22 protein-coding genes are annotated in these 18,068 nt (G+C 69.2%); 13 read left to right on the top strand and 9 right to left on the bottom strand.

The genetic code is table 11. The features are described from left to right. Positions 1-27: 27 nt before the first annotated feature. Positions 28-378, bottom strand: coding sequence for a Rieske (2Fe-2S) protein (locus WPS_RS00615; RefSeq protein WP_317995936.1), 351 nt, complete (start codon positions 376-378; stop codon positions 28-30). Between the two features lie 34 nt (positions 379-412). Here WPS_RS00615 and WPS_RS00610 point away from each other — a divergent pair, with 34 nt between their 5' ends. The 6 genes from WPS_RS00610 (at position 413) to WPS_RS00585 (ending at position 5,373) form a co-directional block, all read left to right on the top strand. Beyond that, positions 413-700 (top strand): hypothetical protein, encoded by a 288-nt coding sequence (locus WPS_RS00610; protein WP_317995935.1) that lies wholly within the window; start codon positions 413-415, stop codon positions 698-700. Positions 701-817: 117 nt separating this feature from the next. Next, complete coding sequence (gene rpsO / locus WPS_RS00605) at positions 818-1,087, top strand: 30S ribosomal protein S15 (protein ID WP_317995934.1); 270 nt, start codon at positions 818-820, stop codon at positions 1,085-1,087. A gap of 150 nt (positions 1,088-1,237) precedes the next feature. After that, a complete protein-coding gene (gene pnp, locus WPS_RS00600) occupies positions 1,238-3,523 on the top strand; it encodes a polyribonucleotide nucleotidyltransferase (RefSeq protein WP_405054979.1) in 2,286 nt (761 codons plus the stop codon). A gap of 98 nt (positions 3,524-3,621) precedes the next feature. Beyond that, positions 3,622-4,173, top strand: coding sequence for a TlpA family protein disulfide reductase (locus WPS_RS00595; protein ID WP_317995932.1), 552 nt, complete (start codon positions 3,622-3,624; stop codon positions 4,171-4,173). 103 nt (positions 4,174-4,276) lie between these two features. Continuing rightward, complete coding sequence (locus tag WPS_RS00590) at positions 4,277-4,798, top strand: hypothetical protein (RefSeq protein WP_317995931.1); 522 nt, start codon at positions 4,277-4,279, stop codon at positions 4,796-4,798. Then, positions 4,795-5,373: a SpoIIE family protein phosphatase gene (locus tag WPS_RS00585; RefSeq protein ID WP_317995930.1), complete on the top strand. Its 579-nt coding sequence runs from the start codon at positions 4,795-4,797 to the stop codon at positions 5,371-5,373. Before WPS_RS00590 ends, WPS_RS00585 begins: the two co-directional genes overlap by 4 nt. 3 nt (positions 5,374-5,376) lie before the next feature. Here the strand turns inward: WPS_RS00585 and WPS_RS00580 are convergent, their stop codons facing one another. Further along, the gene (locus WPS_RS00580; RefSeq protein ID WP_317995929.1) at positions 5,377-5,670 is read right to left on the bottom strand and encodes a hypothetical protein; all 294 of its coding nucleotides are present in this window, start codon (positions 5,668-5,670) and stop codon (positions 5,377-5,379) included. A gap of 82 nt (positions 5,671-5,752) precedes the next feature. Here WPS_RS00580 and WPS_RS00575 point away from each other — a divergent pair, with 82 nt between their 5' ends. The 3 genes from WPS_RS00575 to WPS_RS00565 are packed head-to-tail and all read left to right on the top strand — an operon-like array spanning position 5,753 to position 9,314. Continuing rightward, positions 5,753-7,318 (top strand): menaquinone biosynthesis decarboxylase, encoded by a 1,566-nt coding sequence (locus WPS_RS00575; protein WP_317995928.1) that lies wholly within the window; start codon positions 5,753-5,755, stop codon positions 7,316-7,318. Continuing rightward, on the top strand, positions 7,315-8,172 hold the full coding sequence (locus WPS_RS00570; protein ID WP_317995927.1) for a 4-hydroxybenzoate octaprenyltransferase: 858 nt from the start codon (positions 7,315-7,317) through the stop codon (positions 8,170-8,172). The genes WPS_RS00575 and WPS_RS00570 overlap by 4 nt, the downstream gene beginning before the upstream one ends. Continuing rightward, entirely contained in the window at positions 8,169-9,314 is a 1,146-nt protein-coding gene (locus WPS_RS00565; RefSeq protein WP_317995926.1) for a branched-chain amino acid ABC transporter substrate-binding protein, read from the top strand. Before WPS_RS00570 ends, WPS_RS00565 begins: the two co-directional genes overlap by 4 nt. 121 nt (positions 9,315-9,435) lie before the next feature. Here WPS_RS00565 and WPS_RS00560 read toward each other — a convergent pair whose 3' ends face one another. Next, a complete protein-coding gene (locus WPS_RS00560; RefSeq protein ID WP_317995925.1) occupies positions 9,436-9,831 on the bottom strand; it encodes a hypothetical protein in 396 nt (131 codons plus the stop codon). Between the two features lie 88 nt (positions 9,832-9,919). Here WPS_RS00560 and WPS_RS00555 point away from each other — a divergent pair, with 88 nt between their 5' ends. After that, on the top strand, positions 9,920-10,669 hold the full coding sequence (locus tag WPS_RS00555) for an RDD family protein (protein ID WP_317995924.1): 750 nt from the start codon (positions 9,920-9,922) through the stop codon (positions 10,667-10,669). Between the two features lie 9 nt (positions 10,670-10,678). Here WPS_RS00555 and WPS_RS00550 read toward each other — a convergent pair whose 3' ends face one another. Continuing rightward, the gene (locus WPS_RS00550; RefSeq protein WP_317995923.1) at positions 10,679-11,608 is read right to left on the bottom strand and encodes a YihY/virulence factor BrkB family protein; all 930 of its coding nucleotides are present in this window, start codon (positions 11,606-11,608) and stop codon (positions 10,679-10,681) included. Between the two features lie 72 nt (positions 11,609-11,680). On the opposite strand from WPS_RS00550, the gene WPS_RS00545 reads away from it, so the two are divergent. After that, positions 11,681-12,205, top strand: coding sequence for an SRPBCC family protein (locus WPS_RS00545; RefSeq protein WP_317995922.1), 525 nt, complete (start codon positions 11,681-11,683; stop codon positions 12,203-12,205). Here WPS_RS00545 and WPS_RS00540 read toward each other — a convergent pair. Beyond that, positions 12,202-12,333 carry a hypothetical protein gene (locus WPS_RS00540; protein WP_317995921.1) on the bottom strand — a complete coding sequence of 44 codons (132 nt, stop codon included), beginning with the start codon at positions 12,331-12,333 and terminating at the stop codon, positions 12,202-12,204. The two genes, WPS_RS00545 and WPS_RS00540, sit on opposite strands and share 4 nt — an antisense overlap. Positions 12,334-12,398: 65 nt before the next feature. Between WPS_RS00540 and WPS_RS00535 the strand changes: the two genes are divergently transcribed. After that, positions 12,399-13,370, top strand: a complete 972-nt coding sequence (locus WPS_RS00535; RefSeq protein ID WP_317995920.1) for a quinone oxidoreductase family protein — start codon at positions 12,399-12,401, stop codon at positions 13,368-13,370. Here the strand turns inward: WPS_RS00535 and WPS_RS00530 are convergent. From WPS_RS00530 to WPS_RS00520, 3 genes are read right to left on the bottom strand one after another with little or no spacing between them, the layout of a single operon-like run. After that, positions 13,362-13,979, bottom strand: coding sequence for a pyridoxamine 5'-phosphate oxidase family protein (locus WPS_RS00530; RefSeq protein ID WP_317995919.1), 618 nt, complete (start codon positions 13,977-13,979; stop codon positions 13,362-13,364). The two genes, WPS_RS00535 and WPS_RS00530, sit on opposite strands and share 9 nt — an antisense overlap. After that, the gene (locus tag WPS_RS00525) at positions 13,979-15,358 is read right to left on the bottom strand and encodes a M16 family metallopeptidase (protein ID WP_317995918.1); all 1,380 of its coding nucleotides are present in this window, start codon (positions 15,356-15,358) and stop codon (positions 13,979-13,981) included. The genes WPS_RS00530 and WPS_RS00525 overlap by 1 nt, the downstream gene beginning before the upstream one ends. Continuing rightward, complete coding sequence (locus WPS_RS00520) at positions 15,355-16,647, bottom strand: M16 family metallopeptidase (protein WP_317995917.1); 1,293 nt, start codon at positions 16,645-16,647, stop codon at positions 15,355-15,357. Before WPS_RS00520 ends, WPS_RS00525 begins: the two co-directional genes overlap by 4 nt. A 167-nt stretch (positions 16,648-16,814) precedes the next feature. Here WPS_RS00520 and WPS_RS00515 point away from each other — a divergent pair, with 167 nt between their 5' ends. Further along, positions 16,815-17,609, top strand: coding sequence for a P-loop NTPase family protein (locus tag WPS_RS00515; protein WP_317995916.1), 795 nt, complete (start codon positions 16,815-16,817; stop codon positions 17,607-17,609). A 5-nt stretch (positions 17,610-17,614) separates the two neighbouring features. Here the strand turns inward: WPS_RS00515 and WPS_RS00510 are convergent, their stop codons facing one another. After that, entirely contained in the window at positions 17,615-17,941 is a 327-nt protein-coding gene (locus WPS_RS00510) for a hypothetical protein (RefSeq protein ID WP_317995915.1), read from the bottom strand. Positions 17,942-18,068 lie beyond the last annotated feature (127 nt).

Genomic DNA, 18,068 nt, shown 5'->3' with positions numbered 1-18,068 from the left:
GCGGCGCCGCTCGCGCGCGCTGCGCCGTTACGTCGAGGGTCGCGCGTGCCGTCGCACGCAGATGCGGTCGCCGCGCATCGCGACATCGAACGTGTCGACGCAGGCGTAATCGCCCAGCGTCATCTTTCCGTCGGCGAGTTTGAACGTCCAGGCGTGCCACGGACACGTCACCTGCACGCCTTCGATCCAGCCTTCCGCGAGCGGTCCGCCTTGGTGCGGGCACGTATTGTCGAGCGCGTAGTACGTGCCGTCGACGTGGAAGACGGCGATCTCGCGGTCGCCGACCACGAACGCTTTCGCCGAACCCGGCGCGATCTCGCCGACCCGCGCCACCGGCTCGAAGTCGTCGTCGGCGGCGTGGCGAAGGACATCGTTCACGAGCCGACCGGTTCCGCGCACGCAGGAGGACGCCTTGCTCAAGGATTATCGCGACTGGCTGGAATCCGAGTTGAAGCTGCTCGGCAACGCCAGCCACCACGCCTATTCGTTCGGCCAGGCCAATATGGCGAAACGCGCGCTGGAACGCCTCGACGGCGAGCTCGCGGCGGGCCTCTACCTTCGCCTCGACCGGGCCGAAGCGCGCCGCATTCTCACCGCCATCGAGATGGAAAGCGAACGCACCACCTCGGCACCGCCAGAGTTCGAGACGCTGCGCGACGCGCTCAAGGCGGCGCTCGCCGAGGAGACGCCCTCGGCGTAGAGCGCGATCGAGTTGACGGCCCTTGCGGGCTCTGCTACGATCCGTCGGTCGCCGTCCCGGAGGCACGTGCCCCTGGAGACGATGCGAGCCTATCCTTGAACGAGGACTCCCCCTGCGATGCCCCTGACCAAAGAACAGAAGGCCGAACTCTCGGCCAAGTACGGCAAAGGCCCCAACGACACGGGCTCCGCCGACGTCCAGATCGCGACCCTCACGGCCTCGATCAACCAGCTCACCGAGCACCTGAAGGTCCACAAGAAGGATCATCACAGCCGCCGCGGCCTGCTGATGCAGGTCGGTCAGCGCCGTCGCCTGCTCGCGTACCTGCAGAACAAAGACCTCGACCGCTACCGCAAGCTGATCGCCGACCTGGGCCTGCGCCGCTGACGCGCACCGGAAGCGACCAACCCCGAAAGCCCGGCCCACGGCCGGGCTTTCGCATTTCCCGTGGACCAGGCCGCCTTCGCGCTGCCGCCGAACCCACGTACGCTACAAAATCGTAAGCGAACAGCAAGAACAGACAATCTAGGAGTATCAGTGCCAGAATCCGTCTCGCTCGAGATCGGTGGCCGTCAGCTCGTCATTGAGACGGGAGAGCTTGCGAAGCAAGCCAACGGCTCCGCCCTCGTCCGCTACGGCGATCAGATCGTCGTCCTCTGCGCCGCGACGGCGTCGGAGAAACCGCGTGAGGGAATCGACTTCTTCCCCCTCACCTGCGATTACGAAGAGAAGATGTACGCCGCGGGCAAGATCCCGGGCGGCTACATCAAGCGCGAAGGACGCCCGTCCGAACACGGCGTGCTCTCCGCGCGGCAGATCGATCGCCCCATCCGTCCGTTGTTCCCCGACGGCTTCCGCAACGACGTCCAGATCATCGCGACGGTCCTCTCGACCGATCCCGGTCTCGACAGCGACGTCATCGCCGTCTGCGCCGCCGGCGCGGCGCTCGCCGTCAGCGATATTCCGTTCCAGAAGAACGTCGCCGCCGTGCGCGTCGGCCGCGACGAAAGCGGCGCGTTCATCACCAACCCGACGCTCGAACAGTACGAGACCGGCGGGATGGAGATCGTCGTCGCCGGCACCGCCGATGCGGTGATGATGGTCGAAGGCGGCGCGAGCGAGATCAGCGAGGACGTGTTCCTCGACGCGGTCGCGTACGCGCACGCGGAGATCAAGAAGATCGTCAAGGCGATCGATCAGCTCGCGAAAAAAGCCGGCAAGGCGAAGCGCGAGTATCCGCTGCTCACCTCCGATGCGAAGCTCGACGCGTGGATGCGCAAGAACTTCGCCAAGGAGGTCGCCAAGGCGATGCGCGTCACCGACAAGCAGGAACGCAACGCCGCGTTCTCCGCGCTCTCGCGCGAGGCCGCGCTGGCGAAGCTCGACAAAAAGGACGATGCGCACGTCCGCACGCTCGTCGAGGATTCCAAGTCGAAGGACTTTGACAAGATCCTCAAAGCGATGGAAGAGGACGAGCTGCGCACGATGGTCGTCGACGAGAAGATTCGTCCCGACGGCCGCAAGCCCGACGAGATCCGGCCGATCTGGTGCAAGACGCACTACGTCCCCCGCGTGCACGGTTCGGGCGTCTTCACCCGCGGACAGACGCAGGTGTTCACCGCCGCGACGCTCGGTTCGATCTCCGACGAACAGCGTCTGGACGGGATCCTCGCGATCCCCAACAAGCGCTACATGCACTACTACAACTTCCCGCCGTATTCGGTCGGCGAGACGCGCCCGATGCGTTCGCCCGGCCGCCGCGAGATCGGTCACGGCCAGCTTGCGGAACGCGCGCTGGTCCCCGTGCTCCCGCCCGAAGACGAGTTTCCCTACACGCTGCGCCTGATCAGCGAAGTGCTTGAGTCGAACGGCTCGTCGTCGATGGCGTCGGTGTGCGGTTCGACGCTCGCGCTGCTCGACGCGGGCGTGCCGATCAAAGGCCACGTCGCGGGCGTCGCGATGGGCCTCGTCCTCAAGGGCAAGGACTACGCGGTTCTCACCGACATCCAGGGTCTCGAAGACGCGCTGGGCGAGATGGACTTCAAGGTCGCCGGCACCGTCGACGGGATCACGGCGATCCAGATGGACATCAAGGTCGCCGGGATCACGATCGAGATCATGCGCGAAGCGCTCAAAGAAGCGAAGAAGTCGCGCCTGTTCATCATCGACAAGCTCAAGGAGACGATCAGCGAGCCGCGCACCGAACTCTCCGAGTTCGCGCCGCGGATGATCGTCGTGCAGATCAGTCCCGACAAGATCAAGGACGTGATCGGCCCCGGCGGCAAGGTGATCAACAAGATCGTCGCCGACACCGGCGTGAAGATCGACATCGAGAACGACGGCCGCGTGTTCATCGCGGGCGCGAACGCTGCGGGTGCCGAGAAGGCCAAGCAGATGGTCGAAGCGCTCACGAAAGAAGTGAAGCCGGGCGAGACCTATCTCGGCACGGTGACGCGACTGATGAACTTCGGTGCGTTCGTCGCGATTCTGCCGGGCAAGGAAGGCCTCGTGCACATCTCGCAGCTCGCGCCGCAACGCGTCGAGCGGGTCGAAGACGTCGTGAAGCCGGGCGATCAGATCATGGTCAAGGTGATCGAGATCGACGCGCAAGGCCGCATCAACCTCAGCCGCAAGGCCGTGCTGGGTGCGGACGCCGGCGGTGAGGACGACGGCGGCAACGGCGGCGGCTATGCCGGGAACGGCAACGGCGCGCGCAGCAACGGTGCGCCGCGCCGTGAAAGCAGTCCCACCCCAACGGGCGGGGGCGGCGGCAGCGACCGCGGGCCGCGACGCCGGCGCCCGCGTCCGAGCGGCGGCGAATAGCACTCGCTCCGACGACACGAGAGCCCGCCGTCACGGCGGGCTCTTTTGCGTTCGACCGGGAACGGCGCGGCCGTTCGTCGCAGTTTCGAGATTCCACCATGCTCGCGCTTCGCACGCTCGCGCTCTTGGCGACCTTCACGCTGCTCGGCGCGCACCGTGCGCCGCCGACGGTCTTCGATCTCTCCGACGCCGTCGGCAGGCACGCGCCCGCGCTGACGCTCGCCCGCAGTGACGGCGCGCCGTTCGCGTTCGCGGCGCTGCAAGGAAAGCCGGCCTACGTCTTCCTGTTCGCATCGTGGTGCGAGCCGTGCCGGATGGCGCTCCCGTTCGTGCGCGACGATTTCGCCAAATACGGCGACCGCGTGCAGTTCGTCGGCGTCGACGTCCTCGACGACGCCGCAACTGCGCGCAAGGCGATCGCGAACGCCGCGTTCCCGTTTCCGGTGACGCTCTACCCGATCGACGAACTCGACGCGCAGATCGCGCCCGACGCGCAGCTGCACGCCGGGATGAAATACAAGATCCCGTCGGATTTCCTTATCGATGCGAACGGCGTCGTGCGCTACGCCTGGCAAGGGCTGGCGGTCAACGAGACGGGCGATCCGATCGACTTGCTGCCGTCGTACCTGGACAAACTCGGAATTCGCTGATGCGGACCTGTAGAGGAGAACCCTCCGTGCACACTGCCGACATCGCAATCAACACGATCGCCGGCCGCGCGCTCGCGCTCCCGCCGGTCGCGGCGTAGCGCACATGGCCTTCGACGCGGCCGTGATCGCAGCGCACGCCGCCGCGATCCGGCGCGGAAGCTGGTTCGCGCTCGCGGGGCTTCCGTTCTCCGACGACGAGCGCGCAGCGGCGGCGCGGCTCGCTCCGCGGGTCGAGCGGGTGACGAATTGGAAGGATGCGCGCGCGCTCGCGAACGATCCGCGCGCGAACGCGGCCCGCGACGCCGATGCAAGGGATGTCGTGATGCTCAAAGACTGCGCGCTCGCATCGACGGGGCCCGACGTGCTGCTCGAGGCGATGTCGGCGGTCGTCGACAACGGGCTGGAGATTTTCATGGCGCATGCCGTCGCCGCCCTGGCGCGCGCGCGCATCGCCGACGAGGAGCTCGCGCGCGTTGCGGCCGGCGCGGCGGCCGATGCGGTCTATCGCGGCGCGCTGGCGTCGGCGGTGGGACTTCCGGAGCACCGTTTCGTGCTGAGCGAAGCGCTCTTCGCCTCCGGACGCTGGCCGCTCGCACGCATCGGCGAGACGGCGTACGTGCTGTGACGGTTACGACGGCGTCGCGCGCGCCGCACGGCAAGCACGGCACGACCTTCGCCGAAACCGTCCATCTGCGCGACGGCACCCATCTCGTCGCCGTCGGCCAGGTGATCGCCGGGAACGACCGCATCGCCGTCGCCGACCTGCTGCGCAGCGGAGTGCGCGCGCTGATCACCTCGCGCGCCCTGCTTCCCGGCGCGATCGCGACGCTCGAGCGGGTCGTCGAACATCACGCGCGCGACCATCGCGACGATGCGCTCGCCGCGGTCGTCGCGCTGATCGCGATCCGTCCCGGCGACGATCATCTCGATTTCGTCGGCGCAGGCCAGTTGCATTGCGCGATCGTCGACAGCGGGTTCGCGGAACGCGAGCGCCTGCATGGCCGCGGCGCGGCGCTGGGCGCCGGCGTCGCCGCACCGCACGACGGGGCGTCGATCGCGCACCGCGTGCACCGTCACGACGCGATCCTCGCCTCCACGGTCGCGTTCGACCCGGCGTTGCTCGGCGCTGCGAACGCCGAGACGATCCTCGAACGCGCCGGCGCCAACGACGCGTCGGTCGCGCTCATCCAGGTGGACTAGGGCTCAACCGCGCGGGCCGAAGCCGCGATACGGTCCGATCGGCACGAGCATGTCGAGATCGAGCATCCCCTTGGCGCGCAAGGGCAGGGTGTCGACGAAGCCGCGCGCCGCGTCGAGCGACTCGGCCTCGAGCAGCATGATCGCGCCCGGGACGTCCTTGCGTCCCCACATCGCGCGCACCACGCCCTGCACGTAGAGCTGGCGCGCGCGTTCCGCCTCGCCCTCGAGCAGTGGCGCGAAATCGGCTTCGGTGAACTCGGCATAATTGCGCTTGACCAGCGCCATGAATTGAGCCATGCCGCCCCGATTCGCGCAAACGCGGCGATTCCCGTATCGCTCGGCGCAAGACCGATAACTCCCGGCGTCTAAACCTGTTCGGATGGCTTACGATTCGCTGGCCGCGTTCGCGCGAGCGCTGCGCGCGGCGGGCGAGCTCGCGACGATCGACGCCGAGGTCGATCCCCGGCTCGAGATCTCGGAGATCACCGACCGCGTCGTCAAGGCCGGCGGCCCCGCCCTGCTCTTCAGCCACGTGCGCGGCTCGCGCTTCCCGGTGCTGACCAACCAGTTCGGGAGCGAACGGCGCGCCGCGATGGCGTTCGGCGCCCGCACGCTGCGCGAGGTCGAGGAGCGGCTGCGGCGCACGATCGATCTCGCGGTGCCCCCGACGCTGGGAGCCAAGGTGACGCGCCTCGCCGATCTCGCGTTCGCCGGACGCGCCGCGATGCCGGTGCGCGTCAAGGGCGCAGCTCCCTCACAGGCCGTCGTCATCGATCCGCCCGACCTCAGACAACTCCCCGTCCTCACCACGTGGCCTCTCGACGGCGGCCCGTTCGTCACGCTGCCGCTCGTGTTCACGCGCGATCCCCAGACGCGCCGCCCCAACGTCGGGATGTACCGCGTGCAGATCTACGACGGCACGACCGCGGGGATGCATTGGCAGCGCCACAAGCAGGGCCGCGCGCACGCCGAGAAGTGGGGACGCCGGATCCCGGTCGCGGTCGTGATCGGCGATCCCGTGCTCACCTACGCGGCGACCGCGCCGCTGCCGCCGATCATCGACGAGCTCGCGTTCGCGGGGTTTCTGCGCGGCAAACCGATGCGCATGACGAACGCCGTCTCCGTCGATCTCGACGTCCCGGCGGACGCGGAGTTCGTGATCGAAGGCTACGTCGACAACGACGACCTGCGCGTCGAAGGCCCGTTCGGCGATCACACCGGCGTGTACAGCGCCGCCGATCTGTATCCCACCCTGCACGTCACCGCGATCACCCACCGCGCCGACGCGATCTGGGGCGCGACGGTGGTCGGGAAACCGCCGATGGAAGACGCCTGGCTGGGCAAGGCGACGGAGCGGATCTTCCTGCCCCTTCTGCAGATGGTGGTTCCGGAGATAGTCGACTACAATCTCCCGGTGGAAGGGGGATTTCACAATCTCGTCATCGTCGCCGTGCGCAAGTCGTACCCCGGTCAGGCCAAGAAAGTCATGAACGCGCTGTGGGGCCTGGGCCACATGATGATGCTCACGCGCTGCATCGTCGTCGTCGATCACGACGTCGACGTGCACGACGTGCGCGGCGTGGTGTGGAACGCGCTCAACAACGTCGATCCCGCGCGCGATTTCGTCGTGATGCCGGGGCCGGTCGACGATCTCGATCACGCCGGCTCGTACGAACTCGCGCTGGGGAACAAGCTCGGGATCGACGCGACCCGCAAGCGCGCCGACGAAGGATACGCGCGCGATTGGCCGCCCGAAATCCGCAGCGACGCGGAAACCCGCGAATTGGTGAACGCGCGCTGGACGGAGTACGGGATCGGCGACCTGATGCGCATCGGCCGCGCCGACGCGTGGTCGGGGCAAGGGCCGGCGCGTTTCGCGCGTCTGCTCGCCGAACCGCCGCGCGCGCCGGGCGAGGTCGCGCCGCGGACGGATCGCGTCAAGTGAACGCGCTGCGCCTCTTCCTGCGCGACATCCGCATCGAGCACACGCTCTTCGCGCTGCCGTTCGCCTACGTCGGCGCGGTGATGGCGGCGCGCGGCGTGCCGACGTGGTGGCAGCTGCTGTGGATCACCCTCGCGGTCGCCGGCGCGCGCACCGCCGCGATGGCGGCGAACCGCTTCTTCGATCGCAAGATCGACGCGCAGGTGCCGCGCACCGCGAACCGCGCGGTCGCGAGCGGCAAGCTCCCCGCCTCAGTGATGCTGTGGGCGATCGCAGCGGGACTTGCGGTGCTGCTCGTCAGCGCGGCGATGCTCAATCCGCTGTGCGTGAAACTGCTCCCGCTCGCGGCGCTCGGCGTCGTCGCGTACCCGCTATGCAAACGCTTCACGTGGCTGGTGCATTTCGTGCTCGGCGCGGTCGACGGCTTTGCCCCGCTTGGCGCCTACATCGCCGTCGCGGGAACCGTGACGGTTCCCGCGCTGCTGCTCTTTTTGGCGGTCACGGTGTGGGTCGCCGGCTTCGACATCCTCTACGCGCTGATGGACCTCGATTGGGACGTGCGGCTGGGCGTGCGCTCGTTTCCCGCGCGCTTCGGCGAGCGCAACGCGCGGCTCTGGCCGATCGTTCTCCACGTGACGATGACCCTCGCGCTGCTCGCGGCCGGGGTCCTCGCCGGCGCCGGCTGGCTCTACTATGCCGGCGTCCTGCTCGCCGCGGGAGTTACGCTGTATGAAGACCGGCTCATCACGCTCGCCCAGGACGTCTTCGTGCTGAACGATCGCGTTTTTCTCACCAATATGGCGTTCTCGGTCGCGTTCCTCGGCACGACGCTCGCATCGTACGTCGTCGCGCGATGATCCGTTCGGCGTTTCTCGGCGCGCTCGGGAGCGCGGCGGGTGCGACGCAGGTCGCGCAGATCCAGCCGTTCACCGCGACCTTGCGGCTCGCGGTGGTGTGCCCGCAGAGCGGCGAAGACCGCGCGTTCGGGCAGCAGCTCGTCGCCGGCGTGCGCGCCGCCGTCGACTACGCGAACGATCAGCGCTCGTCGTTCGACCGCGCGCTCCTCGTCGACACGTATGACGATCACAACACCGCGGCGGACGCGATGGTGCAGAGCCAGTTCGCGCTCGGCAACCCCGACACGATGGCGGTGATCGGGCACTTGAGCGCCGGCGCGACGCTGACCGCGCTGCAGAACTACGCGAACGCGCAGATCGCGCTCGTCGTCCCGACCGTCACCGACGACCGTCTCACCGCGCGCGGCTACCGCAACGTCTTTCGCCTCCCGACCAAAGATTCGTCCGAAGGGAACCTGCTCGCCGACTACGCGGTGAAAACCGGCGCGAAGGCGCCCCACGTCGTGACCCAGGACGCCGACTACGGGCCCAGCGTCGCGCAGGCGTTCGTCCGGCGGGCCGGCGCGCTCCACCTCGCCGCCGGTTCGACGACGTGTTCGCTCGACAAGCCGGATTTCGCGAAGGCCGCGGGCGACGTGCTAGCGGCCTCGCCCGACTGCGTCGTCTTTGCCGGCAACGTCGCCGACATGGGCGATCTGCTTCCCGCGCTGCGCGCGAGGGGCTATGCGGGACGGTTCGTCGGCTCGCAAGGCTTCTTCGACGCGCAAACGGTCCGCCAGTATGCAAAAGCCGCCGACGAGATGGTCGTTTCGTCGAACGTCCCGTACTATCCGATGGCGCCGACGGCGCAGCGGTACGTCACCGACTACCAGGCCCGGCACGGCGCGCTCACGCCGGTCGCGGCGTACGGCTACGCCGCCGTTCAGCTGATCCAGCTCGCGCAGCGGCGCGCCAATGCGACGAACCGGCTCACGCTGGTGCGCGCGATCGGCACCGGCGGCCCCTACGACACGATCACCGGGTCGTATACCTTCGGGCCCTACGGCGACGCCTTCGACCCGAACTGCTACTTCTACCGGATCAAAGACGGAAAGTTCGCCTACGAGCGCCAAGCGCATCCGTCAGGATTCAGTTTGAAGTAGCGGAGGGCTGGTGGACGAGGCGGTGCCGACACCGTTTCGGGGATCGGAATCGCTGCGCGTACGCGGCGAGACGAGCGTCTTCGTGTGGACGCTGCTCTCGCTGCCGCTCACCGTCGTGATCCTAGGCTGGATCCTGCAGCATCAGGTAAGCTGGCAGGAATTGGCGCTGCTGCTGATCGTCGCGATGATCTACGTCGCGTTCGCGCGCGGCCGGCTGCTGGGAGGCGGCCTGCGCGTGCACGCCGGCCAGTTCGCGCACGTGCACGCGATCGTCGACGAGTGCGCGCGGATGCTGCGGATGCCGACGCCGCACGTCTTCGTGCGCGACGACCCGTTCGTCCCGGTCGTCGCGATCGGGATCGGCGATCCGTACGCGATCGTGATCTCCGCGCAGTTCGTCGACCACTTTCGCGACGACGAGGCGCTTCTTGATCGGACGCGAGCTCGGCCACATCGCGTCGGGACACACGCGCCTCACCTCGCTGCTCAGTTCCAACGGCCGCGAGAACGGCGTCATCTCGGTCGCCTTCGGCGCGTGACTGCGAAAGATCGACTACACCGCCGACCGCGTCGGCCTGCTGTGCTGCGCCTCGCTCGACGCGGCGATGCGCGCGATCGCCGTTTCGACGTTCCACCCCGTCGGCCGCAAGATGGATCTCTCGGCATTCGCCGAGCAGCTCAAGGAACTCAACGCCGAACCGTCGCTGCGCCTCGCGGAGTGGACCGCCTCGACGCCGTACGCCACGAACCGCATCGCGGCGCTCTACCGGTTCGCGCGCGATCCCCTCTACCAACGGTGGTCGGAACGCTTCGCCGTCAACGCCGCGACGCCGCTCGCGTTCGACGGAGCCCGCGAGGCGCGCTACGCCGGTTTCTGGCGGCGCTTCGCGGCGTTCGGGATCGACCTCCTTCTGCTCCAGCTGATCGTGCCGACGGCGGGCCGGATCGTGCAGGCGACGATCGCCCCGGGATCCGTCGTCAAGGAATTGCAAGCCGATCCGGACGTCCCGCCGTTCGTGAAGGCGATCGCGACGGCGGCCGCGGCGTCACCCGGGCATCCGTCGATTTCCTTCAACGCGAGCGAGATGCTGCTGTGGGCCGCCCTGTGGGCGTATGCGATCGTGCTGGTCGCGCTGGTCGGGCAGACCTTCGGGATGATGATCTGCGACCTGCGCGTGGTGGGGACGAACCGGGCGCTGCGCGTCGGCTTCGGACAGGCGCTCGGGCGGTACTGCTCCTTCGTCGCGAGCCTGTTCTTCGTCGTCGGCGTCGTCTCGCTGTTCCGCCGGGTACAGCCGTACGAGAAGTGGTCGCACACGCGGCTGGTCAGCGGCACCGCCGCGGTGCGATCGTAGCGTTCGTTCTCAGCGTCCGGCTGCGGCGGCGCGCGGCGGTGCGCCGTTCGCGGAGTGCGTCGCGGCCGGCGCCGCGGCGCGGCGCTCCTTCGAGACCGCCGTGAACTCGGCGCCGAAGAGCAGCAGCATCGACGAGTAGTATACCCACACCAGGATCACCAGCAGCGAGCCCGCCGCGCCGTATCCCGAGCCGATCCCGGCGTGCGCGATGTAGAGCGAGATGAGACTCTGGCCGATCACGAACGCGACCGCGGTGACGATCGCCCCCGGCCACACGTCGCGCCAAGTGATCTCGGTGTCGGGCAGGTAGCGGTACATCAGCGCGAACAGCCCTGCGATCAGCGCGATCGAGACGACGACGTTGATCACGCCGAACAGCACGCCGGCGCCGGCGAAGGGCAGCAGCGCCGCGATGCGCGCGTTGATCACCGCGATCACGGCGTTCGCGAGCGTGGTGACGAGGAGCAGAAAACCGATCGCGAGCAGCATCCCGAACGACGCGATGCGTTCGCGAATCGCGACGAAGATCGTGCGCTTCTGCGGCTCGACGTGCCAGACCGTGTTGAGCGCATCCTGGAGCGCGGCGAACAGCCCGACCGCGCCGACGATGAACGTGATCCAACCGATCACTTGGGCGGCGATCGACTGCCGCGGCTTGTCGAAGCTCGCGGTCACCATCTGGCGCACGGTCTCGGCCGCTCCCTGCCCGGCCGAGCTTGCGATCGCGCCAATCAGCCGGTCCTCGACGACGTGATGACCGTGCCCGGTTCCATTGGCGACGCCGACGACGTAGCCGGCGATCGCGACGACGATGATGATGACGGGGGCGACCGCGAAGACGGTGGTGTAAGACAGCGCCGCCGCAAGGCGCGGAGCCTTGTCGGCGTTGAAGCGGGCGACAGTCGCCTTGAGGAGTCCCAGGTCCAAAAACGCGTTCATCAGGGCTGGTACGTACCCACGCGCGCGGGTACGCTGTACTTGCGAACGGCCGGTATCGTCGGAGGGAGAACGATGGCACAGCACACTGCGGCGGTCAGCATGAATGCACCCGCGGCGAAGCTCTACGCGCTGTTCGCGCGCGTCGAAGAGCTGCCCAAGCTGATGACCTTCGTCAAAGACGTGCGTCGCGTCGACGACCGGCGCACGCACTGGGTGGTCGACGCGATCGGGCGGACCGAGTTCGACGCGGTCGACGACGGCTCGATCCCCGACCGCCGCCTGGCGTGGCGTGCGGTCGACGGCACCTCACACCGCGGGCAGGTCACGTTCGAAGCGCTCGCTCCGCGGCGCACGCACGTCGCCGTCCGGATCGAATATCACCTGCGCGGCGCCGCCGGCGCGCTCAGCGAGGCGATCGGCGGGGAGACGTTCGCGGCGCGCCTGCAGCGCGACCTCGAACACGTCGCGCGTCTGGTCGACGCGGCGCCGGAGAACGCGCTCGACCGCATGTCGGCAACGTACCTCTTCCGCGACGAGCGCGAGGCGCCGCCGGTCCCCGGAACCTCGTCGACGACCGGCGCCGACGAGTTCCGCTAACCGTCGGCGTCGCCGTCGCCGAGCGTGTCGGGATCGAGCGTCGTCTCGCCCGCTTCGCGATCGCGCTCAGCCGGAGTCGGATAGCGCTCTTCGGTCAGGTCGTCTTCATAGAGATCCGGACGTTCCACGACCACAGGAGTACCCGCACGCGCGCGACGGAAACCGCGCTGCGCTTGCTGCGGTCCGAGCGACCGTGAAGGCGATACGCATCGACCGCAACGGCGGTCCCGAAGTTCTCGAGTACGTCGACGTCCCGGTCCCGGCGCCCGGCCCGGGCCAGGTGCTCGTCCGGCACGTGGTCTCGGGGATCAACTACATCGACGTCTACGTCCGCACCGGCCTCTACAAAGGCCCGTTGCCGACCATCCTCGGCCGCGAGGGTGCGGGCGTCGTCGAGGCCGTCGGCGAGGGCGTCACCGGCTTTGCGAAGGGGACGCGCGTCGCGTACACGCAGGCCGGCGCCGGCGGCTACGCCGAGGCGAACGTCGTCGAGCCGCAATTTCTCGTCGAAGTTCCGGGCGACGTCGACGACCGCACCGCCTGCGCGCTGATGCTGCAAGGGTTCACGGCGCACTACCTTACGCACGACACCTTTCCGCTGCAGCCCGGCAACGTCGCGCTGATCCATGCCGCCGCCGGCGGTGTCGGTCAATTGCTCGTGCAGCTCGCGAAGGTGCGCGGCGCGACGGTGATCGCGACCGTCGGCACCGCCGAAAAAGCGGCGATCGCGAAAGCGGCCGGCGCCGATCACGTCGTCGTCTACGCCGACGAAGACTTCGCCGAAGCGACGCGCCGTCTCGTCGGCGGCCATGCCGTCGACGTCGCGTACGATTCGGTCGGCAAAGACACGTGGGAACGCTCGCTCTCGACGCTCCGTCCGCGCGGGATGCTGGTCGTGTTCGGCAACGCCAGCGGACCGACGCCGCCGGTCGACCCGCTGAAGCTCGCCGCGGCCGGCTCCGTCTACCTCACGCGCCCCACGCTGGTCGACTACACGCGCACCGCCGAGGAAGTGCAGCAGCGCGCCCGGGAGCTCTTCGCGTACGTCGAGCACGGCAAGCTCAAGGCGAGCATCGGCGCGGCGTATCCGCTGGCCGACGCGGCGCAGGCGCACCGCGATCTGGAAGCGCGCAAGACGACCGGAAAACTGCTGCTGCTACCGTAACTGCGGCGGCGGCGCATCCGCGCCGGTGACGGCGTCGGGCTGCGGTGTCCCCGCGCGCAACGCGAGCGGAACGACGCCCGCCCACACCGACGGATCGCCGTCGGCGGCGGGCTCGATCGCGCCGCCTATGCGGACCTTCGCCGACGCGGCGTCGAGCGGAAGCGCGATCACGCACGTCGCCTCGCGCTCGCCGTCCGTCATCGCGCGCACCTGCGTCGCGGGTCCGGGCAGGATCCGCTCGAACATCGCGTCGAGCATGCGCGCTTTCTCCGCCGGATCGTCGACCAGCCGCGCGCGTTCGTGCACGACCGCGCAGCGATAGTTCATCGACGTGTGAAACGCGCTGCGCGCGAGGACGAGCCCGTCGACGTGCGTGACGGTCGTGCACACCGGCGTTCCCTGCGCAATCACCGTGAGCGTTCCCGCGAGGCGCGAGCCGTGGAGCACGAGCTCGTCGCCGATGCGCGCGCACACGTACGGCAGCACGACCGGTGCGCCGTCCACGATCGCGCCGAGATGCGCGATGTATGCGGCGTCGAGGATCGCGTCGACGGTCGAGCGATCGTAGGCGGCGCGCTCGGGATGACGGACGATCTGCGTGTTCGGCATTATGCGAACCCCGCCGCGTTGCCGAGATCGAGCGTGCCGGCTGGGATCACGTGCACGTCGTGCTTCGTCGCGAGCGTCGAGGCGAAGCGCGACGCGTCTCCGGCGAGGACGACGAACAGCTCGCCGGCGAGTTCGCGGCTCGCGAAATCACCGACGCTCGCCGCGTCGACGTCCTGCACGCGCCGGGCGAAGTGCTGGAGGTCGTCGATCGGCACGTCGTAGAGGACGTGCTCGGCGAGCGCGGCGGCGACGCCGTCGATCGTCTCGATGCCTCGAAAGAACCCGCCGGTGACCGTCGCTTTGCGAGCGATCAGATCGTCGTCGGTCGCCGGCGCATCGACGAGCGACCGTAGCGTCGCCCGCGTCACGTCGGTCGCCTCGACGGCGCGCGCGTGATCGACCAGCGTCGACGCGGTGAACAGCCCCGGCATCCGGCGCGCCGAGAGCGACGCGCCCGCACCGTACGAGAGCCCGCGCTTGACGCGAATCTCCTGATTGAGGCGGCCGCTGTACCCGGAGAGCACGGCGGTCGCGACGACGGCCGGATAATAATCTTGGGAACGGCGTTCGATCGTCACGCGGCCCGCGACCAGCGCGGTGCGGCCGGCTTCCGGTTTGTCGACGATCACGACGCGGGCGCGCGGCGGCGGGATCGCGCCGTGCGGGCGCGGCGCCAGCGGCACGTTCGGCGCGCGCCACTCGCCGAGCACGCGCTGCGCGAGTACGAACGCGTCGTCGATCGGGATGTCGCCGCCGATGATGAGCGCGGCGTCGTCGGGCCGGTAGTACGCGTTGTGAAACCAGGCGACGCCCTCGCGATCGAGCCGTTCGAGCGTCGCGGCCGTGCCGGCCAGCGGGTGGCCGTAGGGTGCGCTGCCGTATGCGACGCGCTGCGCGACCAGGCGCGCGACGGCGCTCGGATTCGCGTACGTCAGCGCGAGATCGGAGATCGATTTGGCGCGCACGCGCGTGACCTCGTGCGCGGAGAACGCCGGCCGCCGCACGACCTCGTCGAGCAGCGCGAACGCGGCGGGAAACGCCGGCGTCGTCGCGCTGACGCTGACGACCGACGCATCGTAGCCCGACGCCGCGTCGAGCCGCGCGCCGAGCGCGTCGACGGCGGCGGCGAGTTCGGTCGCGCCGCGCTCCGCCGTGCCTTGCGTCAGCAGCGCCGAGACCAGCGCCGCGAGGCCGGCTTCGTCTTCGCGTTCGTCGGCGCCGCCCGAGCGCACGACGAGCTGCGCTGCGATCAGCGGCAGGCTGCGCTGTTCGAACGCGACGACGCGCAGGCCGTTGTCGAGGATGCGCTCTTCGGCGCGCGCGATCGTCGCGTCGCGCGGCGGACCGGCGGCCGGCGGGGCGTTCTGCAGATCGGTCACTGCGGAAGGTACCGGATCACGGTGCGGTTCTCGGGCCGCAGATACGTGTGCGCGACGCGCAGCACGTCGGCCGCGGTGACTGCGAGATAACGGTCCAGATCGCCGTTGACGGCCGCCGGATCGCCGCGCTCCGTCGTCGCGCGAACGAGTGCTAAAGCGACGCCGCTCGAGGTCTGCCGCGAGCGCACCAGCGCGCTTGCGATCTGGGTGCCGACGCGTGCCATCTCCGCCTCGCTCGGCGCCGCGTCGCGAATCCGCTCGAGCTCGGCGCGCAGCGCCGCGTGACCGGCCTCGAGCGTCACGCCGCGCGCGCAGGTGAGGCGCACGCTGAAGAGTCCGGGCTGCTGGCGCAGATCGGCCGACGCCCACGCGCTCGTCGCGAGCTGCTGCGTGTACACCAGCGACTGATACAAGCGCGACGAACGTCCGGCGCCGAGGATCGTCTCGAGCACGTCGAGCGCCGCGGCGTCGGGATGCGCCGCGGCGGGGATGTGATACGCCTCTTCGACCGCCGCGAGCGGGACGTTCGCCGCGCGATGCTCGTACACGCGCTCGGCGGTCTGTTCGGGCTCGACGGCGACGACGCGCGGCACCGGCGACGGCGGCGTGGCGATCGCCCCGAAGTGGCGTTCGATCCAGCGCCAGGTCTCGTCGACGTCGAGGTCGCCCGCGACGACCAGCACCGCGTTGTCGGGCCGGTAGTACGTCGCATGAAACGCCTTCACGTCGTCGAGCGATGCGGCGTTGAGCTCGTCGGGGCTGCCGATCACGCCGCGCCCGTAGGGGTGCACGCGATACGCTTCGCGGTTCACGAGCTCGTCGAGCATCCCGTAGGGCTCGGCGAGGATGCGCTGATCGTACTCGCCGATCACGACGTCGCGTTCGGTCGCGAAGTTCGCGTCGTTCACCGTCAGCGAGGCGAGCCGATCGGCTTCCGCCCACAGCAGGCGCTCGAGGTGATTCGACGGCACCACTTCGTAGTAGTTGGTGATGTCTTCGGACGTGAAGGCGTTGTTGTAGCCGCCGACGTCTTCGGTGAGGCGATCGATCGTCTCGGGCGCGGTGCGCGACGTGCCCTTGAACATCAAGTGCTCGAAGAGGTGCGCGAACCCCGAGCGTCCCGGCGGATCGTCCTTTCCGCCGACGCGGTAGGCGACGTTGATCGCGACCGAGGGGACGCGGCGGTCGGGGACGAGGATCGCGCGCAACCCGTTGGCGAGGGTACGGTCGACGTAGGCAAGCGGCTCGACGCGAATCGCCGAGGCGGAGATCGTAGGCAGTGCGGTCACAGGTTCTCGGGATCATCCCCGCCCAACCGTTCCGTCCCTTCCCCGCGGTCGCGCCGAGCGCGTCCCTCGGTCACGCTGAACCCCTCCCCCGGTCACGCTGAGCCCGTCGAAGCGCCGCCCCGATCGCCATTGACATCGAACATACGTTCGATTACACTGGGCGTCCGATGCCCGTCGACCCCGCCCCCTCGGCGCCTCCAGGCCAGGCGTTCGCGGCACTTCGCGAGCGGCTCGAACGCCGCCACCGCGACGCGACGGCGGCCGCCTTCGCGCTCGGCGACGAGGCCCTGGTGCGCACCGGATTCGCCGAGCTCGACGCCATCCTGGGCGGCGGATTCCACCGCGGCACGATCGGGACGCTGGAGGGGCCGCCGAGTTCGGGCCGCGGGGCGCTCGCCGCACGCCTGCTGGCGTCCGCGACCCGCACCGGCCTCGGCGCGCTGATCGGGATCCACCTCTTCCCGCCGGCGCTCGCGGCGGCGGGGGTGCGTCTCGAGCGGCTGCTGCTCGTCCCCGCGGCCGAACCGCTCGCGGCGGCGCGGGCCGCCGACATCGTCGTGCGCTCCGGAGCGTTCACCGTCGTCGTGATCCCGGCGCTTCCCAGCGGCCGCGGCACCGGCCAGGCGACCTGGACGCGGCTGGCGAGCCTGACCCATCGCGCGAACGCGCTGCTGATCGCGCTGGGCGACGAAGCGTCGACCGAACTGCGCTACTTCGCCTCGGTGCGGCTCGAGACGGCGATCGAGCGTGTGCGCTGGAACGGCGCATCGGGCCATTGCGGTGAGCTGGCGGGGTTCGACGTGCGCGCGGTCGTGCGCAAACACAAACGCGCCGCCCCGGCGGGCGACGCGCTCGTGCGCTGCGAGGGTTTCGAAGACCGCCCGGACTTCACCGACGTGCGCGAGCGTCCGTTCGTGCACGTCGCGGCAGCGTCCGTGCATGCACGCCGGGCGACTTCGTGACGCGACTAGCGGTGCTGATGCGCGCGGTTGTGCTTGTCGAAGTAGATGCGATCCGAGAGACGGTTCTGCTCGCGGTTGAGCCGGCGGTATTCCGCCGGCGTCAGATGCCCGTCATTGCGGCGCAGATCGCGCGCGCGCTGGGCCTGAATGCGGTCGAGTCCGTTGTCGAGACGATGGTACTCGCCGTAGGTCAGCGAGCCGTTCTGCACGCCCTGGTTGATGCGGGTCTGCTGGCTGTCGATGCGCTGTTCGACTTCACCGTCGGCGAGCGCCGCGAGCGGCGCGACCAGCGAGGTCATGAGCGCAGCGGCGATGATGGCTTTCTTGAACATCGGGACCTCCGGAAGATGCGGATGAATGCGAGCGGATGCGGTGTCCGTGCAGTCATCCTACGCAGCGCATCCGGCGAATGCACGCGATCTCAGAGAACGCTCACCGCGCTTTCAGCGCGGCTTCATG

This window comes from Vulcanimicrobium alpinum, assembly GCF_027923555.1.
Classification (GTDB): Bacteria; Vulcanimicrobiota; Vulcanimicrobiia; order Vulcanimicrobiales; family Vulcanimicrobiaceae; genus Vulcanimicrobium; species Vulcanimicrobium alpinum.
Note: the sequence above shows the minus strand (reverse complement) of the source record. Positions and strands in the feature narration are given on the sequence as shown.